Consider the following 18,654-nt stretch of genomic DNA (forward strand, 5'->3'; position numbering starts at 1 on the left):
CAAAATTAGGTATTTTTTTCCTAATCATAGGCCCTTTGCCGCCGAAAATGTTGGCGATGATGGAGATTGGGGCTGTCGCGAAGGTAAAAAAGCGGGCGTCAGTTGTTGGTCTTGGTGCTGCGGTCGGCGACAAACATGCCCAACAGGATGCAGGTGGCTCCGGCGAGGAAGTAGGGAGTAATCTTCTCGCCCAGCACCCACGAGGCGAAAATCATGGTGGTGATGGGGTTGAAGTATACCCAGTTGGTGGCTTTCACCGCGCCCAGCTTGGAGATGCACCAGTTCCAGGTGAGAAAGCAAATCATCGACGCCAGACAGCCCAGGAATGCCAGGTTGCCCACTACTACGGGTTTGGTGAGCACGGCGGCGGTGGGGAGCGTGGGGTAGAATATATAATAAGGTAATATGGTCAGCACGCCGTAGAAGAAGACCTTGCGGGTGATGAAGGCGGCGCCATACTTGGCAGATACCCACTTCATGAGCAGCGAGTAGACCGACCAACTCAGACAGGCGGTAAACGCCAGCGCGTCGCCAAGGGGCGAGAGGTGGAGCACAAAGCGCCCGTTGAGCACCACGATGACCATGCCGGCAAAGGCGAGCAGCGAACCGCCCAACTGCATCATGCTGATGCGCGTGGTGGAACGGTAGACCAGCCTCACCAGCAGCGTGGCAAAGAGCGGGCACGAGCACACGATGAGCGAGGTATTGGTGGTCGAGGTAAAGTTCATCGCCTCGTTTTCGCTGAGGAAGTAGAGCGAACCGCCGCTGATGCCGAGCAGCATCATCTTGAGTTCGTCGCGCCACGAGTCGGCCCACAGCCGTGAGTGATACACGGCGAGCATCATCACATAGGCGATGAGGAAGCGCAGCGTGAATATCTGCGCCGGCGAGAGCCCGTTGAGCATCAGTACCTTGGTAGATACGAAGGTGCAGCCCCATATCGCTACGGTGGCAAAGGCCACGAGGTGGTATATCCATGTGTTGTTGCGTGCCATGACTGTTAACGGTGTATGAATTGGTGTTGCAAAGTTACTTATTTCCCTTTAGGCAGACAAGCAAACCGCCCCTCTTTTTGCCGTGGCAGGATATAAGTGGGTGGCAGCAGGCGCCAGACCGCTGCCCATGCCCATAAAACCGCTGCCGGTTGAACCCACCGCGAATGACATGCCCATAAAACCGCTGCCCATGACAATAAAGATGATTTCGTGTCGTGAAATCGTCATTTCGTACCTTGCCACAATGATTTCACACCCCGCAATAGTCATTTCGCGCCCTGCAATCAGGATAGAGGACGTCACGGCGCTTGGGGCGGCAAGCCCCGACGGGTTGGGGTGGCGCCGCAGTCACTTCGCGGTGATGGCGGCACGTGGGGAAACAAAAATCCCTCTGCCGGGGTGGGGCAGAGGGATGGCGTATGTCAATCGTGTCTGACGGTTACTTGTTCTCGGCGTCGATGGCCTTAATCTTCTGACGGATAAGTTCGAGGTCGTCCTTCAGCTTGTTGACCTTGCGGTTCATCTCGTCTATCAGGCTGTTGCCCTTCTTGCTGCTGGCGTTGAGGAAGCCCAGGTTGTTCTCGTATGTCGTTATCTCCGACTTGAGCTGCTCGTATCTGCGCATGAGTCGTCCACGCTCATTGTCGAGCATATCTTCGCCCTGCTTGGCCATACTCTTGATGCTGGACTTGAAGTTGTCAAGCCGCTGCTTGCTGGCAGAGATGTTGAGCTGCTTGTAGAGGGCGTCGACCACCTTGTGGTATTCCTTGAAGAGCTTGTCTTTCTCCTTGAAGGGCACGTGGCCTATCTTGCCGTATTCGTCGATGAGCTGCTGGAGCGTGGCCTGCACGTTGTCGGCGGTGCTGTCGAGCAGTTCCTTGAGCTTGGCTATGATTTCCTTCTTGCGGTCCAGGTTCTGCTGTTCCTCGTTGCGTGTGCCGGCGGTGGCGGCATTGCGGGCTTCAAAGAACTTGTTGCAGGCGGCTACAAACTCGGCCCAGAGCTGGTCGCCCACCTTCTTGGGCACCATGCCGATGGTCTTCCACTCCTTCTGCAGCTTGATGAGCTTGTCGGAGGTGGCTTTCCAGTCGGTAGAGTCCATGAGGGCCTTGGCCTGTTCTACCATCTCCTTCTTCTTCTTGGTGTTCTCAGCGAATTTCTCCTTCAGAGTCTTGAAGAACTCAGCCTTGCGGCCGAAGAAGTCATCGCAGGCGGCGCGGAAGCGGTCGAATATCTTGACATTCATCTTCTGCGGAGCAAAGCCGATGGTCTTCCATTCGGTCTGGATTTCTATAATCTGCTTGGTGTGGTTCTCCCAGTCGGTGGCGTTCTTGTTTTCCTCCTTGGCAATGGCTTCCACCTTCTCGCAGAGTGCGGTCTTGCGTGTCAGGTTTTCCTCTTCCTTGGCGCGCAGCTCTTCGAAGTGCTGCTGGTGGCGCTTGTTGATGACGGTAGAGGCAGCCTTGAAGCGTGCCCAAATCTGCTCGCGCAGCTCCTTAGCCACGGGGCCTATCTCGCGATACTGCTGGTGGAGCTCCTGCAACTGGTGGAAAGCGCTGACGGCATCGGGCTCGTCGGCGAGCTTCTCTGCAGCTTCGCAGAGCAGTGTCTTCTGCTCCAGATTCTTCTTGAAATCATACTCGCGCAGCTCGCGGTTGAGGTTGAGCAGGTCATAATACTGCTCGACATAGAGCTGGTAGTTGCGCCACAGCTCGTTGGCCTTCTCGGCGGGCACTGCCTTGATGTCTTTCCATTCCTGCTGGAGTGCCTTGAAGTCGTTGTAAGACTTGTTGGCCTCTTCGGGTGATGTAGACATCATCTTTATCTTTTCTATAATCTGCTGCTTGCGCTGCAGATTTGCCTTCTTTTCCTCTTCCTGTTGCTGGAAAGCCTTGGCTCTCTTCTCTTTGATGAGTCCCATCTCGGCCTTGAACTGCTCCTCGCTGTCGTCGGTCTTCATCACGTAGGCTTCGGGGTCGCCACCGTTCTCGATGAATGTCTTCTGGTCGGCCTCGCGCTCGGCGAAGAGCAGCTTGTAGAACGCCGTCTTAAGATGGTCTACCTCGTCCTTGGCGGGAGTCTCGTCGCTGTGGGCCAGCTCCTTGACACGTTCGAGTACCTCGTACTTGGAGGCATACATCTTCAGCGGTGCAGCCTCGGTATCGGGCTCGCTGTCCACTGCCGTTGTCGCGGGGGCATTGCCGGCTTCGGCCACGGTATCGTTGTCTACGTTGGCAGGCTGGACTGCCACTGCTTCTTCAGTAATGTCCTGTTTCAGGACGTTGTCTTGAGAGTCCATCATATCACTGTTTAGTTTATGATTATCGGTTTCCACTATATTTGTTATTATGTAGGATGCAAACTTAATGAAAAAGTTCCTAATGACCTAACAAATATTAATATTTCTTATCGTTTTGGGGTTATAATAGTCGTTTGAAGCGCAATATCCACCACGTGAAGCCCGAAACGAGTATGGAAATGATGATGGCGATGATGAAGCCATAGGGGTAGTTTTCCATACCGTTGATGAGGTTCATTCCGAAGAGTGAAGATATCAGCGTGGGCAACATCATGACGATACTGATGGAGGTCAGCGTACGCATGGTGGTGTTCATGTTGTTGTTGATGATGCTCGAATAGGTGTCCATCGTCGACTCGAGGATGTCGGAGTAGATGTTGGTGGTCTCGCGTGCCTGCGACATCTCGATGTTGACGTCTTCGATGAGGTCGGCGTCGAGCTCGTCGACCTGCAGCTTGAATTTCAGTTTGGACAGCAGCGTCTCGTTGCCTCGGATGGATGTGATGAAGTATGTAAGTGAGTCCTGGAGACGCGACAGGCCGATGAGGCTTTCATTGTTGACGCCATGGTCCAGGTTGTGCTTGGCCTTCTCAATGAGCAGACTTATCTGCTTAAGCCGCTTCAGATACCAGACGGCACTGGAGAGGAAGAGGCGGAAGATAAGGTCGACATAGTCGGTGAAACCCTGCCCGCGCTTCTGCTGGTAGGAGACGAAGTCAATCATCATGTTGGTCTCGTAATAGCACACGGTGATGGTCACATCGCGCTTGTGGATGATACCCAGTGGCACGGTGGTGTAGGGAGTGCGTGAGCGCACCTCCTTGACATAGGGAATACGCAGGATAATGAGCATCCATCCGTCGTCGTACTCATAGCGGGCACGCTCGTCGGTATCGCTGATGTCGGAAAGGAAATAATCGGGGATATTAAACCGCTGTTCCAGCTCTTGCTGGTCTTCATCGGTGGGACAGGTTACTTGTATCCAGCAGTTGGGCTGCCACTCCTTGATGGCAGTCAGATTCTTGTCTATATTCCAAAATGTCTTCATGTCATTCGTCTCCGTGTTAATAAATGGGTAATGGGTCGGAGCATAGGCACATGAAGCTTACTCCGGCTTACAGATTAGAATTTTCCGCGTGATAATCGTCCATATAATGTTAATAATTGATTTGTTGTCTGCAAAAGTACTAAAATTCTCCGTAATGGAACGGCGTTTCTCGATTTTTTTCACTGTCGCCATCAAAAAAAGTGTGACAGGAACGGTCTGCTCCTGCCACACTTCAGTGGTTGTATGCCTGTTGGGGCTTGTTATTTCTCGGCTATCTGCTCCAGAGTTGCTGTCAGCAGCTTCCAGAAAGGAAGCATGGTTGATATCTGGCAGCGCTCACCGGTAGTATGGGGTGAGCAGAGGGTTGGGCCAAGGCTCACAACGTCCATATTGGGATATTTGCCCAGGATGACAGAGCACTCCAGACCTGCGTGGTCTACCTGTACCAGTGCATCCTTGCCGTTCTGCTCCTTGTAAATCTTGCGCAGCAGGTTCAGAATTTCGCTGTCGGGGTTGGGGTCCCAGCCGCCGTAGTCGCCGCTGGTCTCTACCTTGATGCCGGCCATGTTGAAGCAACTCTGCAGCATGTTGACGGTATACTCCTTCATGTCCTCGCGCGAGCTACGAACCAGAATCTTGAACGAAGCCTTGCCTCCCTCGATGTCGATGATGGCGAGGTTGCTCGAGGTCTCTACCACGGTGGGGTAGACGGGTATCATGCGCACCACGCCGTCGTGGCAGGCGTAGATGACATCTATCAGGTTGTCCTGGATTTCTACAGGTACCTCGGTCTTGGGTGTCTCTACATCCTCGGTGTAGAGCTCGATATTGTTTTCGATGGTCTTGTACTCGTCTTCGAAGTCAGCCTTCCACTCGGCTACCAGTTCCTTGAGTGCCTCTACGTTCTCCTTGGGGAGGGTGAGCACGGTCTCGGCCTTGAAGGGGATGGCGTTGCGCATGTTGCCGCCATGCCATGTTGCCAGGCGTGCTTCACATTCCTCGATGGCTTCACGTACCAGGCGCACCATCAGCTTGTTGGCATTGGCGCGGCCCTCGTGAATCTCCAGTCCGGAGTGTCCGCCACGCAGACCCTTGAGGGTAATCTTTACCGCCACGTCTTCGGGGTCGGTCTCCACCTCCTTGTAGGCGAGAGAAGCGTCGATGTCTACGCCGCCAGCCGAGCCGATGACGAACTTGCCCCAGGCTTCAGAGTCGAGGTTAAGCAGGATATCGGCGTTGAGGATGCCCTCTTCCAGGTCGTTGGCGCCAAACATGCCCGTCTCTTCGTCGGCGGTGATGAGCGCCTCGATGGGGCCGTGCTTCAGGTCTTTGGCTTCCATTACAGCCATGATGGCTGCGATGCCCAGACCGTTGTCTGCGCCCAGTGTGGTGCCTTTGGCCTTAATCCAGTCGCCGTCTATATAGGTCTCAATGGGGTCGGTCTCAAAGCAGTGCTGGCTGTCGGGCGCCTTCTGGGGCACCATGTCCATGTGGGCCTGCAACACTACTGTCTTGCGTGTCTCCATTCCTGGTGTAGCGGGCTTGCGCATGACGATGTTGTTGCCTTTGTCCTTGAAGGCTTCAACTCCGGCTTGTGCGGCGAAGTCCAGGAGAAACTGCTGTACTCGTTCCAGATGACCAGATGGACGGGGAACCTTGGTGAGGGCGTCGAAATGCTTCCAAACGCGCTCGGGTGTCAAATTCTTAATCTCACTCATGATATTTTAGTGTTAAGTTGATTGTACAATGATACGTCGCCGGGTAAACATCAGCGCTATCCAGGCGTAAACTCCTATCAGCACGACGAGCAGGGTCTGCACCGAGTGGACGATGAGCACAAAGTAGAGTGCGTCGGTATCGGTTACGCCATAGAGGATGAGCATGGTCTTGACGGCGAAATGCCAGGGGCCGGCGCCGTTGGGCGTGGGCACGATTACTGCCACCGAGCCGACCACGAAGGTCACCAGCGCACACGAGATGCCCAGGTGTGAGGTGGCGTCGAAGCAGAAAAACGTCAGGTAGTAATGCAGGAAATAGCAGCCCCATATCGCCAGGGTGTAGACGATGAAGAGCACGCGGTGGTCCATCATGCGCAGCGACGTGATGCCTGCCCACATGTCGCTGATGGTATTCTTCACCTTATTATATATAGTATACTGACGCAGCAGTGCCAACGTGGAGATTATCGCCACCACGCCGCAGATGGCGGTGACGATGTAGCCCGTGGTCGAAAACTGGCAGAGCATGGTGTCGAGCCTTGTGCCGGTCTGGTTGAAGAAGGTATGGAAGATGGGGAACTGATAGAGGAAGGTGGCGAGTATCAGCAGACCGATAAAGAGCGTGTCGATGACGCGCTCGGTCAGCACCGTGCCCAAGGCTTTGGCAAACGACACGCCGTCGTAGCGCTTCAGCACGCCGCAGCGGGTAAACTCGCCGATGCGGGGTATGAGCAGACTCAGCGCGTAGGACAGGAAGACCGAGTTGACGCTCGTGGAGTTGCGCGGATGCTCGCCCAAGGGGTCGAGAGCCAGCTTCCATCGCCAGCCACGGAATGCCTGTGCCAGTATGCCAAAGGGTAGCGACAGCAGCATCCATGTCCAGTCCATCTGATGCAGCATCACGTCGCCCAACTGGGCAAAGTCGAAGCCGCGGTACATCCAGTAAAGTATGGCCCCGCCCAAGATGAGTGAGAACAGTATCTTCAATATGTCACTACTTGTCTTCTTCAAAACCTCGTTATTTTTATTGCAAAGGTAGTGCAAGCTGAGAGAAATACAAAATAAAATTCCCTATTTTTTGTGTCCGACTTGCTGTATGATAAGTTATTCTGCAGACCGACGGCGGTCATCTCCGCCCCGAGCGAGGTGGCAGCCATGATGACAAAGTCTAAAACTGGAGTAGGGGAGATGCTGTTTGTCTCCCTCGCTTGGCTCATTGTCGCCGCGTCATGAAGTGAAAGCAAATTGTATGAAGTGTACGGCGCGAGCCAAGCGAGTAGTCTGTGCAATTCTCAAGTGTTTCAAGTTTTTTATGGTCGTTTATACTGGTTTGTTCTGTATGTCTGATGTCTTGGAGTGCTGCAAAATTAATCAAACGATGGTTAAAAAGAAAACCATGATACCCTTAAAAATGGTCAAAATAATAGTTGAGGTCAAAAATAGTACCTTAAAAACAGTCAATGTCCGTAAAAATGTTTAATTTTGGGGACACAAAAAACAATCGCAGTCACAATGAAACCCTTCTCAACCGACGACCGAGAGTCTGCCACTATCCGTAGCGGCATCAGCGGGCTTATGCATCGACGCGAGCCTTCCTATATCGGTCACCACCGCCTGGTTATCCTCTCAGTCTATTACATTGCCCTCGTCCTGCTGCTCTCGTCCAATATCCTGGGCATCTCGGGCGCCTTCCATCATTTCTTCAGCGTGAGCAATATGCTGCTGCTCGTCACGGCGAGTGTGGTGATGGCAGCCTATCTATGGCGCAGGATAGAGATAGTCACCACCCTGTCGCTGATGACCGTTGCCACCCAGCTCTCGCTGTCGGCCGATACGCTCTACAGCGCCTTCGAGCCGGCGATGGACCACAAGTATATGGTCATTATCATCAACATGCTGCTGCTCTCGGGCAATACCATCGTGGGGCTCTCCACCTATCTCACCCGCATCACCCAGGTCAATACCGCCATCATGTTTGTGACCTACACCGTGTGCATTATTACGACCAATAACTCCACGCTCATCGACTATTACTTCATGCTCTTTGTGGTGCTGGTGTTCTTCAGTTTTCTGGGCTTCCATATCGCCAAAAACGCCCGTCGTCTCCAGGTCGAGAACACCGAACTGCGGCGCGACGAAGCCGAACTGATGCAGATACTGCGCCTGAACAAGAAGCAGATCAGGGCCTATGTGCGACTGGCATCAGACCGCTATGGCGCTGAGCATACCCGCAATCTGCTCGACATCCTGGGCGAGACTTCGCAGAAGAACCTCCTTGCCAACGTGGCTGAGTTCATGCGCATAAGCGATACCGAGAAGTCGCGCATCGACGAAATCTTCCCCGAGCTTACCACCTCCGAGAAATCCATCTGCCAGCTCATCCTCCGTGGCAAGAAGTTGGGCGACATCTGCAGTCTCCTCGGCAAGACCGAGAGCAATGTCAACACCCAGCGAGCCCACATCCGCCGCAAGCTGGGGCTCGCCACGACCGACAACCTGCGTGAGGCGCTCGAGGAGCGTATGGCCCGAGCGAGCGACCGTTAACACCCCGCGCCAGCCATCAGTCCCAGGCGTCAGCCGTTAGAAGTGGGTGACCACCTCTATGACTATCTTGTCGCGCTCGGAAGGCTTGGCGATGGCGCCTGTGGCGTAGAAATACTTCTCATAGTTGATGCGGATGTCGCTGACGAAGGGCTTGTCGAGGCTCAGCGTCACGCCACCCGTGACACGGCTGCGGCGGTAGTCATTGACGATCAGGCTGCCGCCCTCGTCCTTTTTGCCGTCAAGATACTGGTGTCCATCGCTGTGGTCGGTCATGTAGTCGTAGCGCAGCAGCGGCGAAATCTTGGTAAAACATCCTTTCTTCATCGCGATGTCGTAGTTGACGAAAGCATCTACGGCGTGTACCGGCTTGAAGGCCCCGTCGTCATAGTGCTTGTAGAGATATTCGGCCTCCACCACCCATCCGCGGCGGTGGAAGTTGAGTCCGGCGTCATACATCATGATGCCCGTCGCCTCAGGCTTGATTTTCTGTGCGCTCAGCACCACGTTGAGCCCCACGGGGAGCATCGCCTGCATCTTGGCAGAGAAGTTGATGCCCTTGGTCCAGTAGTCTTTCTGGTCGGTAAGTCCCGAGCCGTTGTACAGACCTGCCTCGATGACGACAGGGAAGCCCATCCTGAAGTTGTAGCCAGCCTTGGCACCCACATCGCGGATGTTGCCCACCTGCTTGGCGATAAACGACCTGTTGGCGAAGTACTGCTGGTGGGGCGAGCGGTGGGCGTCTATCGTGAACGGCACGCGCATCTGGCCTATCGTCAGTGCCCACCGGTCTGAGGGAGTGATGGTGGTATAGGCGTCGAGCATCTTGATTTTTCCCTCGTCGCAGAGGTCTATCTCCGCCTTGTACGACACCACCGGCGAGAGCGTGCCCGACACATTTACACGTGCCGTGCGCACCTGGAAACGGCCCTCCCCCTCGCTGGTCTGATATTCATACTTGGAGCGCAGGGTACCGCCAATCTTCATACTTCTTTTCTGGTTGTCTTGAGCCACGGCTTCTGCGGTGGCAGCCATGCCACATACCGCCGTGCATAGCGTAAATATGAGAAATTGCTTTGTCATAAGCGTTTTAGAATTTTGCGCAAAGTTACGACATGGTTGTTTCAGCCGTGTTACAACCATGTTGAAATGCAGTTTCAGCATCATAGCTGCCGTCAGCTTCGTCCCGACGGGGCGGGAGGCCCATGATGGAGCCGTGGCTGACACCATTACGCCTCTCCTGACCGGCGTTGGCGGCTCGTATCGTAAGTTACGTGCCCCCGTGCCGTAAGATACGTGGGCACGTAACAATAGGCACGAGCCTTCGTGACAGATGTTACGCGCCGGCAGAGGGCATCGGCAGGTCGCCGTCTGTGGCCTCTGCGGTGACGGGAAGATGCTCTGCGCCTTGCCTGGCGAGACATTGCCTTTGCCGGGGGCACCCCGGTGCTTCGCTCGTGCCCATAGAGCGGGGTAGAGGTGGTCTGCGCCGCTCCAAAGTCCCCGGCGCTCAGTCTGATGTGCCACCCCTTATATATATAATAAGGTGTAAAAAGGCGGAAGAAAATGAATATTACACGCAAAAAAGTTGCGTAAGTGGCGGAAAAATATTACTTTTGCGCCCAAATAGCATTTAGCGAACACAATACAATAAAGATAACAGACAATGAATATTTCTTATAAGTGGCTGAAGGAGTATGTTGACTTCAGTCTTACTCCGCAGGAAACCGCAGCAGCCCTCACCTCTACCGGCCTCGAAGTGGACGCCCTCGAAGAGGTACAGTCTATCCGTGGTGGTCTGAAGGGTCTCTATGTGGGTAAAGTGCTTACCTGCGAGGCCCATCCCAACTCGGACCACCTGCATGTGACCACCGTAGACCTGGGCAAGGAAGCTCCCCAGCAAATCGTCTGCGGCGCCCCCAATGTGGCTGCCGGCCAGAAGGTAATCGTTGCCGACCTGGGCTGTGTGCTCTATGATGGCGACAAGGAATTTACCATCAAGCGCAGCAAGCTGCGTGGTGTAGAGTCGCTCGGTATGATTTGTGCCGAAGACGAGATAGGAGTAGGCAACAGCCACGACGGTATCATCGTGCTGCCCGAGGACGCCCCTGTGGGTCAGCCTGCTGCCGAATATTACCACCTGGAGAGCGACTGGCTCATCGAGGTGGATATCACCGCCAACCGTTCTGACGCCCTGTCACACTATGGTGTGGCGCGCGACCTCTATGCCTGGTTGCGCCGCAACGGCTACGAGACATCGCTCCACCGCCCCAGCTGCGATGACTTCAAGGTAGACAACGAGTCGCTGCCCATCGAGGTAGAGATTGATAATACCGAAGCCTGCAAGCGCTATGCCTGTGTGAGCATCACCGGCTGCGAGGTCAAGGAAAGCCCCCAGTGGCTCAAGGACAAGCTCAGCACCATCGGTCTGCGTCCTATCAACAACATTGTCGATATCACCAACTACGTGATGATGGCCTACGGTCAGCCTCTCCACTGCTTTGACGCCGATATGGTCAAGGGTCACCGTATCGTAGTGCGCACCCAGCCCGAGGGTACCCCATTCGTCACCCTCGATGGCGAAGAGCACCTGCTGGGCGAGCACGACCTCAGCATCTGTAATGCCGAAGAGCCCATGTGTATTGCCGGCGTCTTTGGTGGCAAGGGCTCTGGTACCTATGACACCACCACCAACGTGGTGCTCGAGAGTGCCTACTTCCACCCCACCTGGATTCGCAAGAGCGCCCGTCGCCACGGTCTCTCTACCGATGCCTCTTACCGCTTCGAGCGCGGCATCGACCCCAACGGCACCATCTATGCCCTCAAGCAGGCCGCCATCCTCTGCTGCCAGTTGGCTGGCGGTAAGGTGTCCATGCAAATCAACGATGTCTATCCCGCCCCCATCGCCGACGCCCAGGTGCGTCTCGACTATGAATACTGCGACCGTCTGATAGGCAAGGCCATCGGTCACGACATGATACGCCAGATAGCCGAAAGCCTGGAGATGAAGGTGGTGGCTGAAGACGCCGAAGGCCTCGTGCTTGACGTGCCCGCCTACCGTACCGACGTGCAGCGCCCCTGTGACGTGGTCGAGGACATCCTGCGTATTTACGGCTACAACAATGTCGAGATTCCCACCCAGCTCAAGTCTTCGCTCACCGTGCAGACCGAGCAGGATGCCGAGTATCGTCTGCAGAACCTTGTTGGCGAGCAGCTCGTGGGTTGTGGCTTCTATGAGATTATGAATAACTCGCTCACCAAGGTGAGCTACTACGAGCAGGCCGGCCTCAACGCCTATCCCTGGGAACAGACCGTCAAGGTGGTCAACCCGCTGAGCGCCGACCTCGGCGTGATGCGCCAGACGCTGCTCTTCGGTGGTCTGGAGAGCATCGTGCGCAATGCCAACCGCAAGAACGCCAACCTGCGCTTCTTCGAGGTGGGCAACTGCTACCATTACCATCAGGACCGTTGGAGCTATGAAGACCCCAGCAAGGCATACGTCGAAGAGGCTCACCTCGGACTGTGGGTTACCGGCAAGCGCGTGTGTGGCTCGTGGGCCCATGCCGACGAGGACAGTTCGTTCTGTGAACTCAATGCCTATGTGCAGAATATATTTGCCCGTGTGGGCCTCACCAAGAACATGATGGTGGTCGAAACGAGCGACAACAATATCTTCGCCTCCGGTCTGAAGGTGATGACACGCGGCGGCAAGACCGTAGCCGAGCTGGGAATACTCTCCCACAAGCTGCAGCGGGCTGCCGACATCGCCAACCCCGTATACTATGCCGACATCCACTGGAATACGCTGATGAAGGCTGTGCGCAAGAACAAGCTCGAGTATCAGGAAATCTCCAAGTATCCTGCCGTAAGCCGCGACCTGGCACTGCTCATCGACAACAGTGTGAAGTTTGCCCAGATAGAGGAAATCGCCTTCCAGACAGAGAAGAAGCTGCTCAAGCGCGTGGAACTCTTCGACGTGTATCAGGGCAAGAACCTGCCCGAAGGCAAGAAGAGCTATGCCGTAAACTTCATCATCCAGGATGCCACCCGCACCCTCAATGACAAGGCCATAGACGCCATCATGACCAAGCTGATTAATAACATTAAAAATAAACTTGGAGCCGAGCTCCGATAAAACACTAAACCCAATGGGAAGAGCATTTGAATATCGTAAAGCTACGAAATTGAAGAGATGGGGTCACATGGCCCGTACGTTTACCAAACTGGGCAAGCAGATTGCCATTGCCGTAAAGGCCGGTGGCCCAGAGCCCGAAAACAACCCTACACTGCGTGCTATCATAGCTACCTGTAGACGTGAGAACATGCCCAAGGAAAACATCGAGCGCGCCATCAAGAACGCTATGGGTAAAGACCAGAGCGACTACAAGGAGGTGCCCTATGAGGGATATGGCCCCCACGGTATCGCAGTCTTCGTAGACTCACTCACCGACAACACCACCCGCACCGTGGCCGATGTACGTTCGGTGTTCAACAAGTTCAACGGCAACCTGGGTACCCAGGGCTCGCTCAGCTTCCTCTTCGACCACAAGGCAGTCTTTACTTTCAAGATGAAAGACGGCATGAGTATGGACGACCTGATACTCGAACTGATTGACTTCGGAGTGGATGACGAGTTTGACGAGGACGACGAAGAGGGCGAGGTTACCATCTATGGCGACCCCAAGAGCTTTGGCGACATCCAGCACTATCTCGAGCAGAATGGCTACGAGATTACCAGCGCCGAGTTTACCCGTATCCCCAACAACCTCAAGGACGTCACTCCCGAACAGCGTGAGACCATCGACAAGATGGTAGAGAAGCTCGAGGAGTTTGACGATGTGCAGAACGTGTACACCAATATGAAACCCGCTGAGGATTAATAGACGATGAAGCATTATAGCTATATCACCCAGGGCACCTGCAGCCGCCAGATAGACATCGATGTCGATGACAACGGCTGTGTGCAGAATGTCAGTTTTATGGGTGGTTGCCACGGCAATCTGCAAGGCATCTGCGCCCTCATCCGCGGTATGAAAGCCGAGGATGTCAAGGCCCGTCTGCAGGGCATCCGCTGCGGCGCCAAGCCCACCAGTTGTCCTGACCAGTTGGCTACGGCTCTGGAAGAGATGGGATTCTGACACGGAGACCCTGATAACGGAAACGGAAAAAGCGAACGCTGATGATTAGGCGTTCGCTTTTTTGTTATTAATGCAGCTCTCATTTTTCCGGTTTGGACTCCCGGTAGTCGTCGGGACCAAAGCTGTCGTGGTAGAGGGTGAGGTCGGGGTTCTGGTCAGACTTACATTCGTAGACGAAGATAAAGCCAGCCTGCTTGTAAGCCATGATGTCGGTCGATTGGCGCAGGCCCTCCAGTAGATGGTTATGGATATACTGGCGGTTGCGGTCTATCACCTCTACATTGTCCATCTCGTCGGTGATGGTACAATAATATATGTACTCGCGCGTGGCCCGACGGAACACGATGCTGTCTGTGCGTATATAGTCCTTGGTCGGGGTGGGGCAGAAGCGGCGGGTAAACTCGCGAGCCTCGCGCTCGGCCCTGTCTTCTATCGACTCGTGGCATGCCGCGAGCGTCATAGCAAGCATTATGACAATCAATACTCTCTTCATGACACTATATATTATATATAAATAGGTGTGCAAAGTTACGAATATTATCATTATAATCGTCAAGAAAGTGAAAAACTTATTCGTGAGGCTGATATTTTTTTTGTGGCAAACCGACAATATATCACCGATTTTCAGTAACTTTGCACTCTAATCAGGAATTATCACAATGAAGCATATACGCAACTTCTGCATCATCGCCCACATCGACCATGGCAAATCTACCCTCGCCGACAGACTGCTGGAGCGTACGCAGACCATACAGATTACCGAAGGACAGATGCTCGACAATATGGACCTCGAGCGCGAGCGCGGTATCACCATCAAGAGCCACGCCATACAGATGGAATATCTGTCGGGTGGCGAAAAATATATCCTCAACCTTATTGATACTCCCGGACACGTCGACTTCTCTTACGAGGTGTCGCGCAGTATTGCCGCCTGCGAAGGCGCTCTGCTGGTGGTCGATGCCACTCAGGGCGTGCAGGCGCAGACCATCTCCAACCTCTATATGGCTATCGAGCACGACCTCGAAATCATACCCGTCATCAACAAGATAGATATGCCCAGTGCCATGCCCGACGAGGTGGAAGACGAGATAGTGGAGCTCTTGGGATGTAAGCGCGAGGACATCCTGCGTGCGTCGGGCAAGACCGGAGAGGGTGTCGACGAGATTCTCGAGGCCGTGGTCCAGCGCATCCCCAGTCCTACGGGCGATACCCATGCTCCCCTCCAGGCTCTGATATTCGACTCGCTGTTCAACTCCTTCCGCGGCATCATCACCCTCTGTAAGGTGGAGAACGGCTCTATACGCAAGGGCGACAAGGTGAAGTTCTTCAATACCGGCATGGAATATACCGCCGACGAGGTGGGTGTGCTCAAGATGGACATGATTCCCACGCAGCAGCTCTCTACCGGCGAGGTGGGCTATATCATCAGCGGCATCAAGAACGCCAAGGAAGTCAAGGTGGGCGATACCATTACCCACGTCGATGAGCCCTGCGATAAGGCTATCGCCGGTTTCCAGGAAGTCAAGCCTATGGTGTTTGCCGGTGTCTATCCCATCGATCCGTCTGACTATGAGAACCTGCGCACCTCGCTGGAAAAGCTCCAGCTCAACGATGCCTCGCTCACTTTCATGCCCGAGTCGTCGGTAGCCCTCGGCTTCGGTTTCCGCTGCGGCTTTCTGGGCCTGCTCCACATGGAGATAGTGCAGGAGCGCCTCGACCGCGAGTTCAATATGGACGTCATCACCACCGTGCCCAACGTGTCGTATATGGTCTATGACAAGCATGGCAATGCCAAGGAAGTGCACAACCCATCTGGTCTGCCCGAGCAGACGCTGATAGAGCATATAGAGGAACCCTACATACGCGCCACCATCATCACCGATGCCAACTATATCGGCCCCATCATGAAACTCTGCCTCGACAAGCGTGGCGAACTGCTCAAGCAGGAGTATGTGAGCGGCAACCGTGTGGAACTCCATTTCATGATACCTCTGGGCGAGATAGTGATAGACTTCTACGACAAGCTCAAGTCTATCAGCAAGGGTTATGCCTCGTTCGACTACCATATCGACAGCTTCCGCCCGTCCAAGTTGGCCAAACTCGACATTCTGCTCAATGGTGAGTCGGTCGATGCCCTCTCCACGCTTACCCATGAAAGCAATGCCGTGACTCTGGGTCGCAAGATGTGTGAGAAACTTAAGGAACTCATTCCCCGCCAGCAGTTCGACATTGCCATTCAGGCAGCTATCGGTGCCAAGATTGTGGCCCGCGAGACGGTGAAGCAGGTGCGCAAGGACGTTACAGCCAAGTGCTATGGCGGCGACGTGAGCCGTAAGCGCAAGCTGCTCGAAAAGCAGAAGAAAGGAAAGAAGCGCATGAAGCAGATAGGTAACGTGGAAGTGCCCCAGAAGGCTTTCCTCGCCGTCCTGAAGCTCGATTGATACGATACGGGCAAAGAACGCAATATTCACCCACATCATGTCGCGTGGCCATACTGTCAGCCATCCCATGGTGTGGGTTTTCGTTTCCGTATTGACATTACAAAACTATTGCAAGAGTATAAAAATATATTAAAATGCGTTGAGTAATAGTTTTTTTTATTATCTTTGCATTAAAGAGTGTAATATGCACCGAAAGAATGTAGTTCTTGGCAACCCCAGGGTTCGTGAATGAAATTTTCGTCTTAACCTTCTGATGTTAACGGAAAATCTTTCTGTACTACTATACTTATCAACAATTAAGTTAACTCCTTATTATGGAAAAGTTTAATTCAACACGTGACGTAGCCCGTGAGTTGGCACGTAAATACAGTACAATGACCCATGGAGAACTGGATATTCTGGAGAGTATTCTGGTACCTCGCAAATACCTGAAGGGACAGATGATACTGTCCGAGGGCGATATATGCAGAGAATTCCTGTATATATCCAAGGGTATGACGCGCCAGTTCTATTTCAAGAACGGCAAGGAGCTCACCGAGCATATCGCCGTCGAGGGCGGAATCGTCATGTGTATAGAGAGCCTGTTCAAAGAGGAACCCACACAACTGCAGATAGAGGCGCTGGAGCCCACATGGGTCTACGCCCTGCCCAAGGCACGCCTCGAGGAGGTGGCTCTGCACAATGTGAATATCCAGATACTCTATCGCAAGATACTGGAAGAGAGTCTTATCACCTCCCAGATTCATGCCGACTTGGTGCGCTTCGAGACATCGCAGGACCGCTATCAGAAGCTGTGCAAGATTATGCCCCAGGTGATACTCCGCGCGCCGCTCACCTATATCGCCAGCTATCTGCAGATGACTCCCGAGACGCTGAGCCGTGTGCGCACCGCAGCGCTGAAGAAGTAGAAACTTCTATCGATACAGGTGTAACTAACTTTTTATATTGTTTTTATTATGAAGCAGGTTGACGGTTATCTTCCAATAGGAACAATTCTGCATAACAAATATAAGATAGAGGAATACTTATCGTCTGGTGGTTTTGGAAATACGTATTTGGTAAAAGATATAACTTCTGAAAAGAAGTTTGCCGTTAAGGAGTATTACATGCGTGATGTTTGTCAGCGTGATGATGATGATAAAACCTTGAAAATAACCAGTAGTCATAATGAGAATATAGTATTTGCGCAATGTAATAAGTTTAAGAAAGAAGCCTTGCGACTGCAGAAAATTAATAGTCCATATATTGTAAAAGTGTATGATTTGTTTGACGAAAACAATACCAGTTACTATGTGATGGATTATATAGCAGGAAAGAATCTTGCTGAAAGGCTTAGTGATAGGGGAGAACCTTATGCCGAAAAGACAGTTCGTAAGTTTCTTCATCAATTATTGAATGGTTTGCAGGCTATACATAATATTGGGATTTATCATTTAGATTTGAAACCTTCCAATATTATGGCTGATGCATATGGAAACCTGAAATTGATTGATTTTGGAGCATCTAAACAGATTAAGTCGGATGGACAAATGACAACAAGTACGGCCGTTTGTTATACTAAAGGTTTCGCACCGATAGAGCAGTTGGCTCAAAGTATTGAAAAATTTGGTCCGTGGACAGATTTTTATGCCCTTGGTGCTGTATTATATCAACTTGCGACTTATCAGAATCCTCCAACTGTTGATGCATTGTTGTCGGATGCATCTGAAGATAAACATTTGTCCTTACCCATGCCTGGTATATCTAAAGAGATGCGGGAGTTGATAGTATGGATGATGAGTATTGACCGTTCAAAGCGTCCTCAATCTGTTTCAGAAATAAATCAAAGGCTAAAAACCAAGGAAAATAAAGATGAACATGGACCATTGTCTACATCTGATGATACAACTATCATAGGTGGTATTGACCGCTCAAAGCGTCCTCAATCTGTTTCAGAAATAAATCAAAGGCTAAAGACAACCAAGAAAAACAAAGAAGAACATAGACCATTACCTACATCATCTAATGATACAATAATCATAGAAGGTAATGAAGAGAAACAGGATGGTAATGATAATGGTGTTGAACTGGATCGTGATAATCCGGAGATTCTAAATATCTGTTTCTATCCTAGAGTATATCAGTTATATAAAAGTTTCCAGATTGCAAGTGTGCTGCTATTTGTAGGCTCTCTATGGGCTGCGATGAAAAGTGCTACTTCTATAGTGGCACCTATGTTTGGGGGTCTTGTTTTTATTGCCTATTCTTTTTATATACGCTGGATGCTTTTGCATAGAAAACCTAGTTCTATTCTACATGTCAAAGGTTTTTTAGTATATGAACTGTTGATGACTATAATGTGTTTTAATAACATGAATAGTTTGCTTGAAGGAGTTTTATATTTGGTTTTTGTTATATATGGCTTTGTACGATTGCAAGATAATGAAATAGATGTCGTGTTTCCAGATGAATATAGAAACAATAAAGTGATAGAT

15 protein-coding genes are annotated in these 18,654 nt (G+C 52.4%); 7 read left to right on the forward strand and 8 right to left on the reverse strand.

Annotated elements, in window-relative coordinates:
• Positions 1-98 precede the first annotated feature (98 nt).
• The 6 genes from CIK92_RS00400 to CIK92_RS00425 form a co-directional block, all read right to left on the reverse strand.
• Positions 99-995 (reverse strand): DMT family transporter, encoded by an 897-nt coding sequence (locus tag CIK92_RS00400; RefSeq protein ID WP_022310860.1) that lies wholly within the window; start codon positions 993-995, stop codon positions 99-101.
• 48 nt (positions 996-1,043) lie between these two features.
• A complete protein-coding gene (locus CIK92_RS13220) occupies positions 1,044-1,238 on the reverse strand; it encodes a hypothetical protein (RefSeq protein ID WP_144289277.1) in 195 nt (64 codons plus the stop codon).
• 196 nt (positions 1,239-1,434) lie between these two features.
• Positions 1,435-3,297, reverse strand: a complete 1,863-nt coding sequence (locus tag CIK92_RS00410) for a DUF349 domain-containing protein (RefSeq protein ID WP_094387782.1) — start codon at positions 3,295-3,297, stop codon at positions 1,435-1,437.
• Positions 3,298-3,415: 118 nt separating this feature from the next.
• A complete protein-coding gene (locus tag CIK92_RS00415) occupies positions 3,416-4,342 on the reverse strand; it encodes a magnesium transporter CorA family protein (protein WP_022310858.1) in 927 nt (308 codons plus the stop codon).
• 260 nt (positions 4,343-4,602) lie between these two features.
• Entirely contained in the window at positions 4,603-6,060 is a 1,458-nt protein-coding gene (locus CIK92_RS00420; protein WP_094387783.1) for an aminoacyl-histidine dipeptidase, read from the reverse strand.
• Positions 6,061-6,072: 12 nt separating this feature from the next.
• Complete coding sequence (locus tag CIK92_RS00425) at positions 6,073-7,071, reverse strand: lysylphosphatidylglycerol synthase transmembrane domain-containing protein (RefSeq protein ID WP_094387784.1); 999 nt, start codon at positions 7,069-7,071, stop codon at positions 6,073-6,075.
• 501 nt (positions 7,072-7,572) lie between these two features.
• On the opposite strand from CIK92_RS00425, the gene CIK92_RS00440 reads away from it, so the two are divergent.
• Positions 7,573-8,604 (forward strand): hypothetical protein, encoded by a 1,032-nt coding sequence (locus tag CIK92_RS00440; RefSeq protein ID WP_094387787.1) that lies wholly within the window; start codon positions 7,573-7,575, stop codon positions 8,602-8,604.
• Between the two features lie 36 nt (positions 8,605-8,640).
• On the opposite strand, the gene CIK92_RS00445 is transcribed toward CIK92_RS00440, so the two are convergent.
• Positions 8,641-9,684, reverse strand: coding sequence for a porin (locus CIK92_RS00445; RefSeq protein ID WP_173823783.1), 1,044 nt, complete (start codon positions 9,682-9,684; stop codon positions 8,641-8,643).
• Positions 9,685-10,267: 583 nt separating this feature from the next.
• Between CIK92_RS00445 and pheT the strand changes: the two genes are divergently transcribed.
• Genes pheT through CIK92_RS00460 form a run of 3 tightly spaced genes read left to right on the forward strand, consistent with a single transcriptional unit; the run spans position 10,268 to position 13,739 of the window.
• A complete protein-coding gene (pheT, locus tag CIK92_RS00450; protein ID WP_094387789.1) occupies positions 10,268-12,736 on the forward strand; it encodes a phenylalanine--tRNA ligase subunit beta in 2,469 nt (822 codons plus the stop codon).
• 13 nt (positions 12,737-12,749) lie between these two features.
• Positions 12,750-13,481: a YebC/PmpR family DNA-binding transcriptional regulator gene (locus tag CIK92_RS00455; RefSeq protein ID WP_094387790.1), complete on the forward strand. Its 732-nt coding sequence runs from the start codon at positions 12,750-12,752 to the stop codon at positions 13,479-13,481.
• Positions 13,482-13,487: 6 nt separating this feature from the next.
• Positions 13,488-13,739 carry a TIGR03905 family TSCPD domain-containing protein gene (locus CIK92_RS00460; RefSeq protein ID WP_022310850.1) on the forward strand — a complete coding sequence of 84 codons (252 nt, stop codon included), beginning with the start codon at positions 13,488-13,490 and terminating at the stop codon, positions 13,737-13,739.
• Positions 13,740-13,818: 79 nt separating this feature from the next.
• Here the strand turns inward: CIK92_RS00460 and CIK92_RS00465 are convergent, their stop codons facing one another.
• Positions 13,819-14,232, reverse strand: a complete 414-nt coding sequence (locus CIK92_RS00465) for a hypothetical protein (protein ID WP_216822208.1) — start codon at positions 14,230-14,232, stop codon at positions 13,819-13,821.
• Between the two features lie 166 nt (positions 14,233-14,398).
• Here CIK92_RS00465 and lepA point away from each other — a divergent pair, with 166 nt between their 5' ends.
• The 3 genes from lepA to CIK92_RS00480 form a co-directional block, all read left to right on the forward strand.
• Positions 14,399-16,180, forward strand: a complete 1,782-nt coding sequence (lepA, locus tag CIK92_RS00470; RefSeq protein ID WP_022310848.1) for a translation elongation factor 4 — start codon at positions 14,399-14,401, stop codon at positions 16,178-16,180.
• 314 nt (positions 16,181-16,494) lie between these two features.
• Positions 16,495-17,088 carry a Crp/Fnr family transcriptional regulator gene (locus CIK92_RS00475; protein ID WP_094386335.1) on the forward strand — a complete coding sequence of 198 codons (594 nt, stop codon included), beginning with the start codon at positions 16,495-16,497 and terminating at the stop codon, positions 17,086-17,088.
• Between the two features lie 48 nt (positions 17,089-17,136).
• Positions 17,137-18,654, forward strand: a 1,518-nt coding sequence (locus CIK92_RS00480) for a serine/threonine-protein kinase (protein ID WP_144289278.1), incomplete at its 3' end; no start/stop codon positions are given.

Origin of the sequence: Prevotella sp. P4-67 (assembly GCF_002251325.1) — a bacterium.
In the GTDB taxonomy this organism is placed as follows: Bacteria; Bacteroidota; Bacteroidia; order Bacteroidales; family Bacteroidaceae; genus Prevotella.

What these genes read in the sequence shown, in the direction of transcription:
- CIK92_RS00440 (WP_094387787.1), top strand. Translation starts at nt 7,573, where the DNA reads ATGAAACCCTTCTCAACCGACGACCGAGAGTCTGCCACTATCCGTAGC.
- CIK92_RS00475 (WP_094386335.1), top strand. Translation starts at nt 16,495, where the DNA reads ATGGAAAAGTTTAATTCAACACGTGACGTAGCCCGTGAGTTGGCACGT.
- CIK92_RS00420 (WP_094387783.1), bottom strand. Translation starts at nt 6,060, where the DNA reads ATGAGTGAGATTAAGAATTTGACACCCGAGCGCGTTTGGAAGCATTTC.
- CIK92_RS00415 (WP_022310858.1), bottom strand. Translation starts at nt 4,342, where the DNA reads ATGAAGACATTTTGGAATATAGACAAGAATCTGACTGCCATCAAGGAG.
- CIK92_RS00460 (WP_022310850.1), top strand. Translation starts at nt 13,488, where the DNA reads ATGAAGCATTATAGCTATATCACCCAGGGCACCTGCAGCCGCCAGATA.
- CIK92_RS00400 (WP_022310860.1), bottom strand. Translation starts at nt 995, where the DNA reads ATGGCACGCAACAACACATGGATATACCACCTCGTGGCCTTTGCCACC.
- CIK92_RS00445 (WP_173823783.1), bottom strand. Translation starts at nt 9,684, where the DNA reads ATGACAAAGCAATTTCTCATATTTACGCTATGCACGGCGGTATGTGGC.
- CIK92_RS00455 (WP_094387790.1), top strand. Translation starts at nt 12,750, where the DNA reads ATGGGAAGAGCATTTGAATATCGTAAAGCTACGAAATTGAAGAGATGG.
- CIK92_RS00410 (WP_094387782.1), bottom strand. Translation starts at nt 3,297, where the DNA reads ATGATGGACTCTCAAGACAACGTCCTGAAACAGGACATTACTGAAGAA.
- lepA (WP_022310848.1), top strand. Translation starts at nt 14,399, where the DNA reads ATGAAGCATATACGCAACTTCTGCATCATCGCCCACATCGACCATGGC.
- CIK92_RS00465 (WP_216822208.1), bottom strand. Translation starts at nt 14,232, where the DNA reads ATGAAGAGAGTATTGATTGTCATAATGCTTGCTATGACGCTCGCGGCA.
- pheT (WP_094387789.1), top strand. Translation starts at nt 10,268, where the DNA reads ATGAATATTTCTTATAAGTGGCTGAAGGAGTATGTTGACTTCAGTCTT.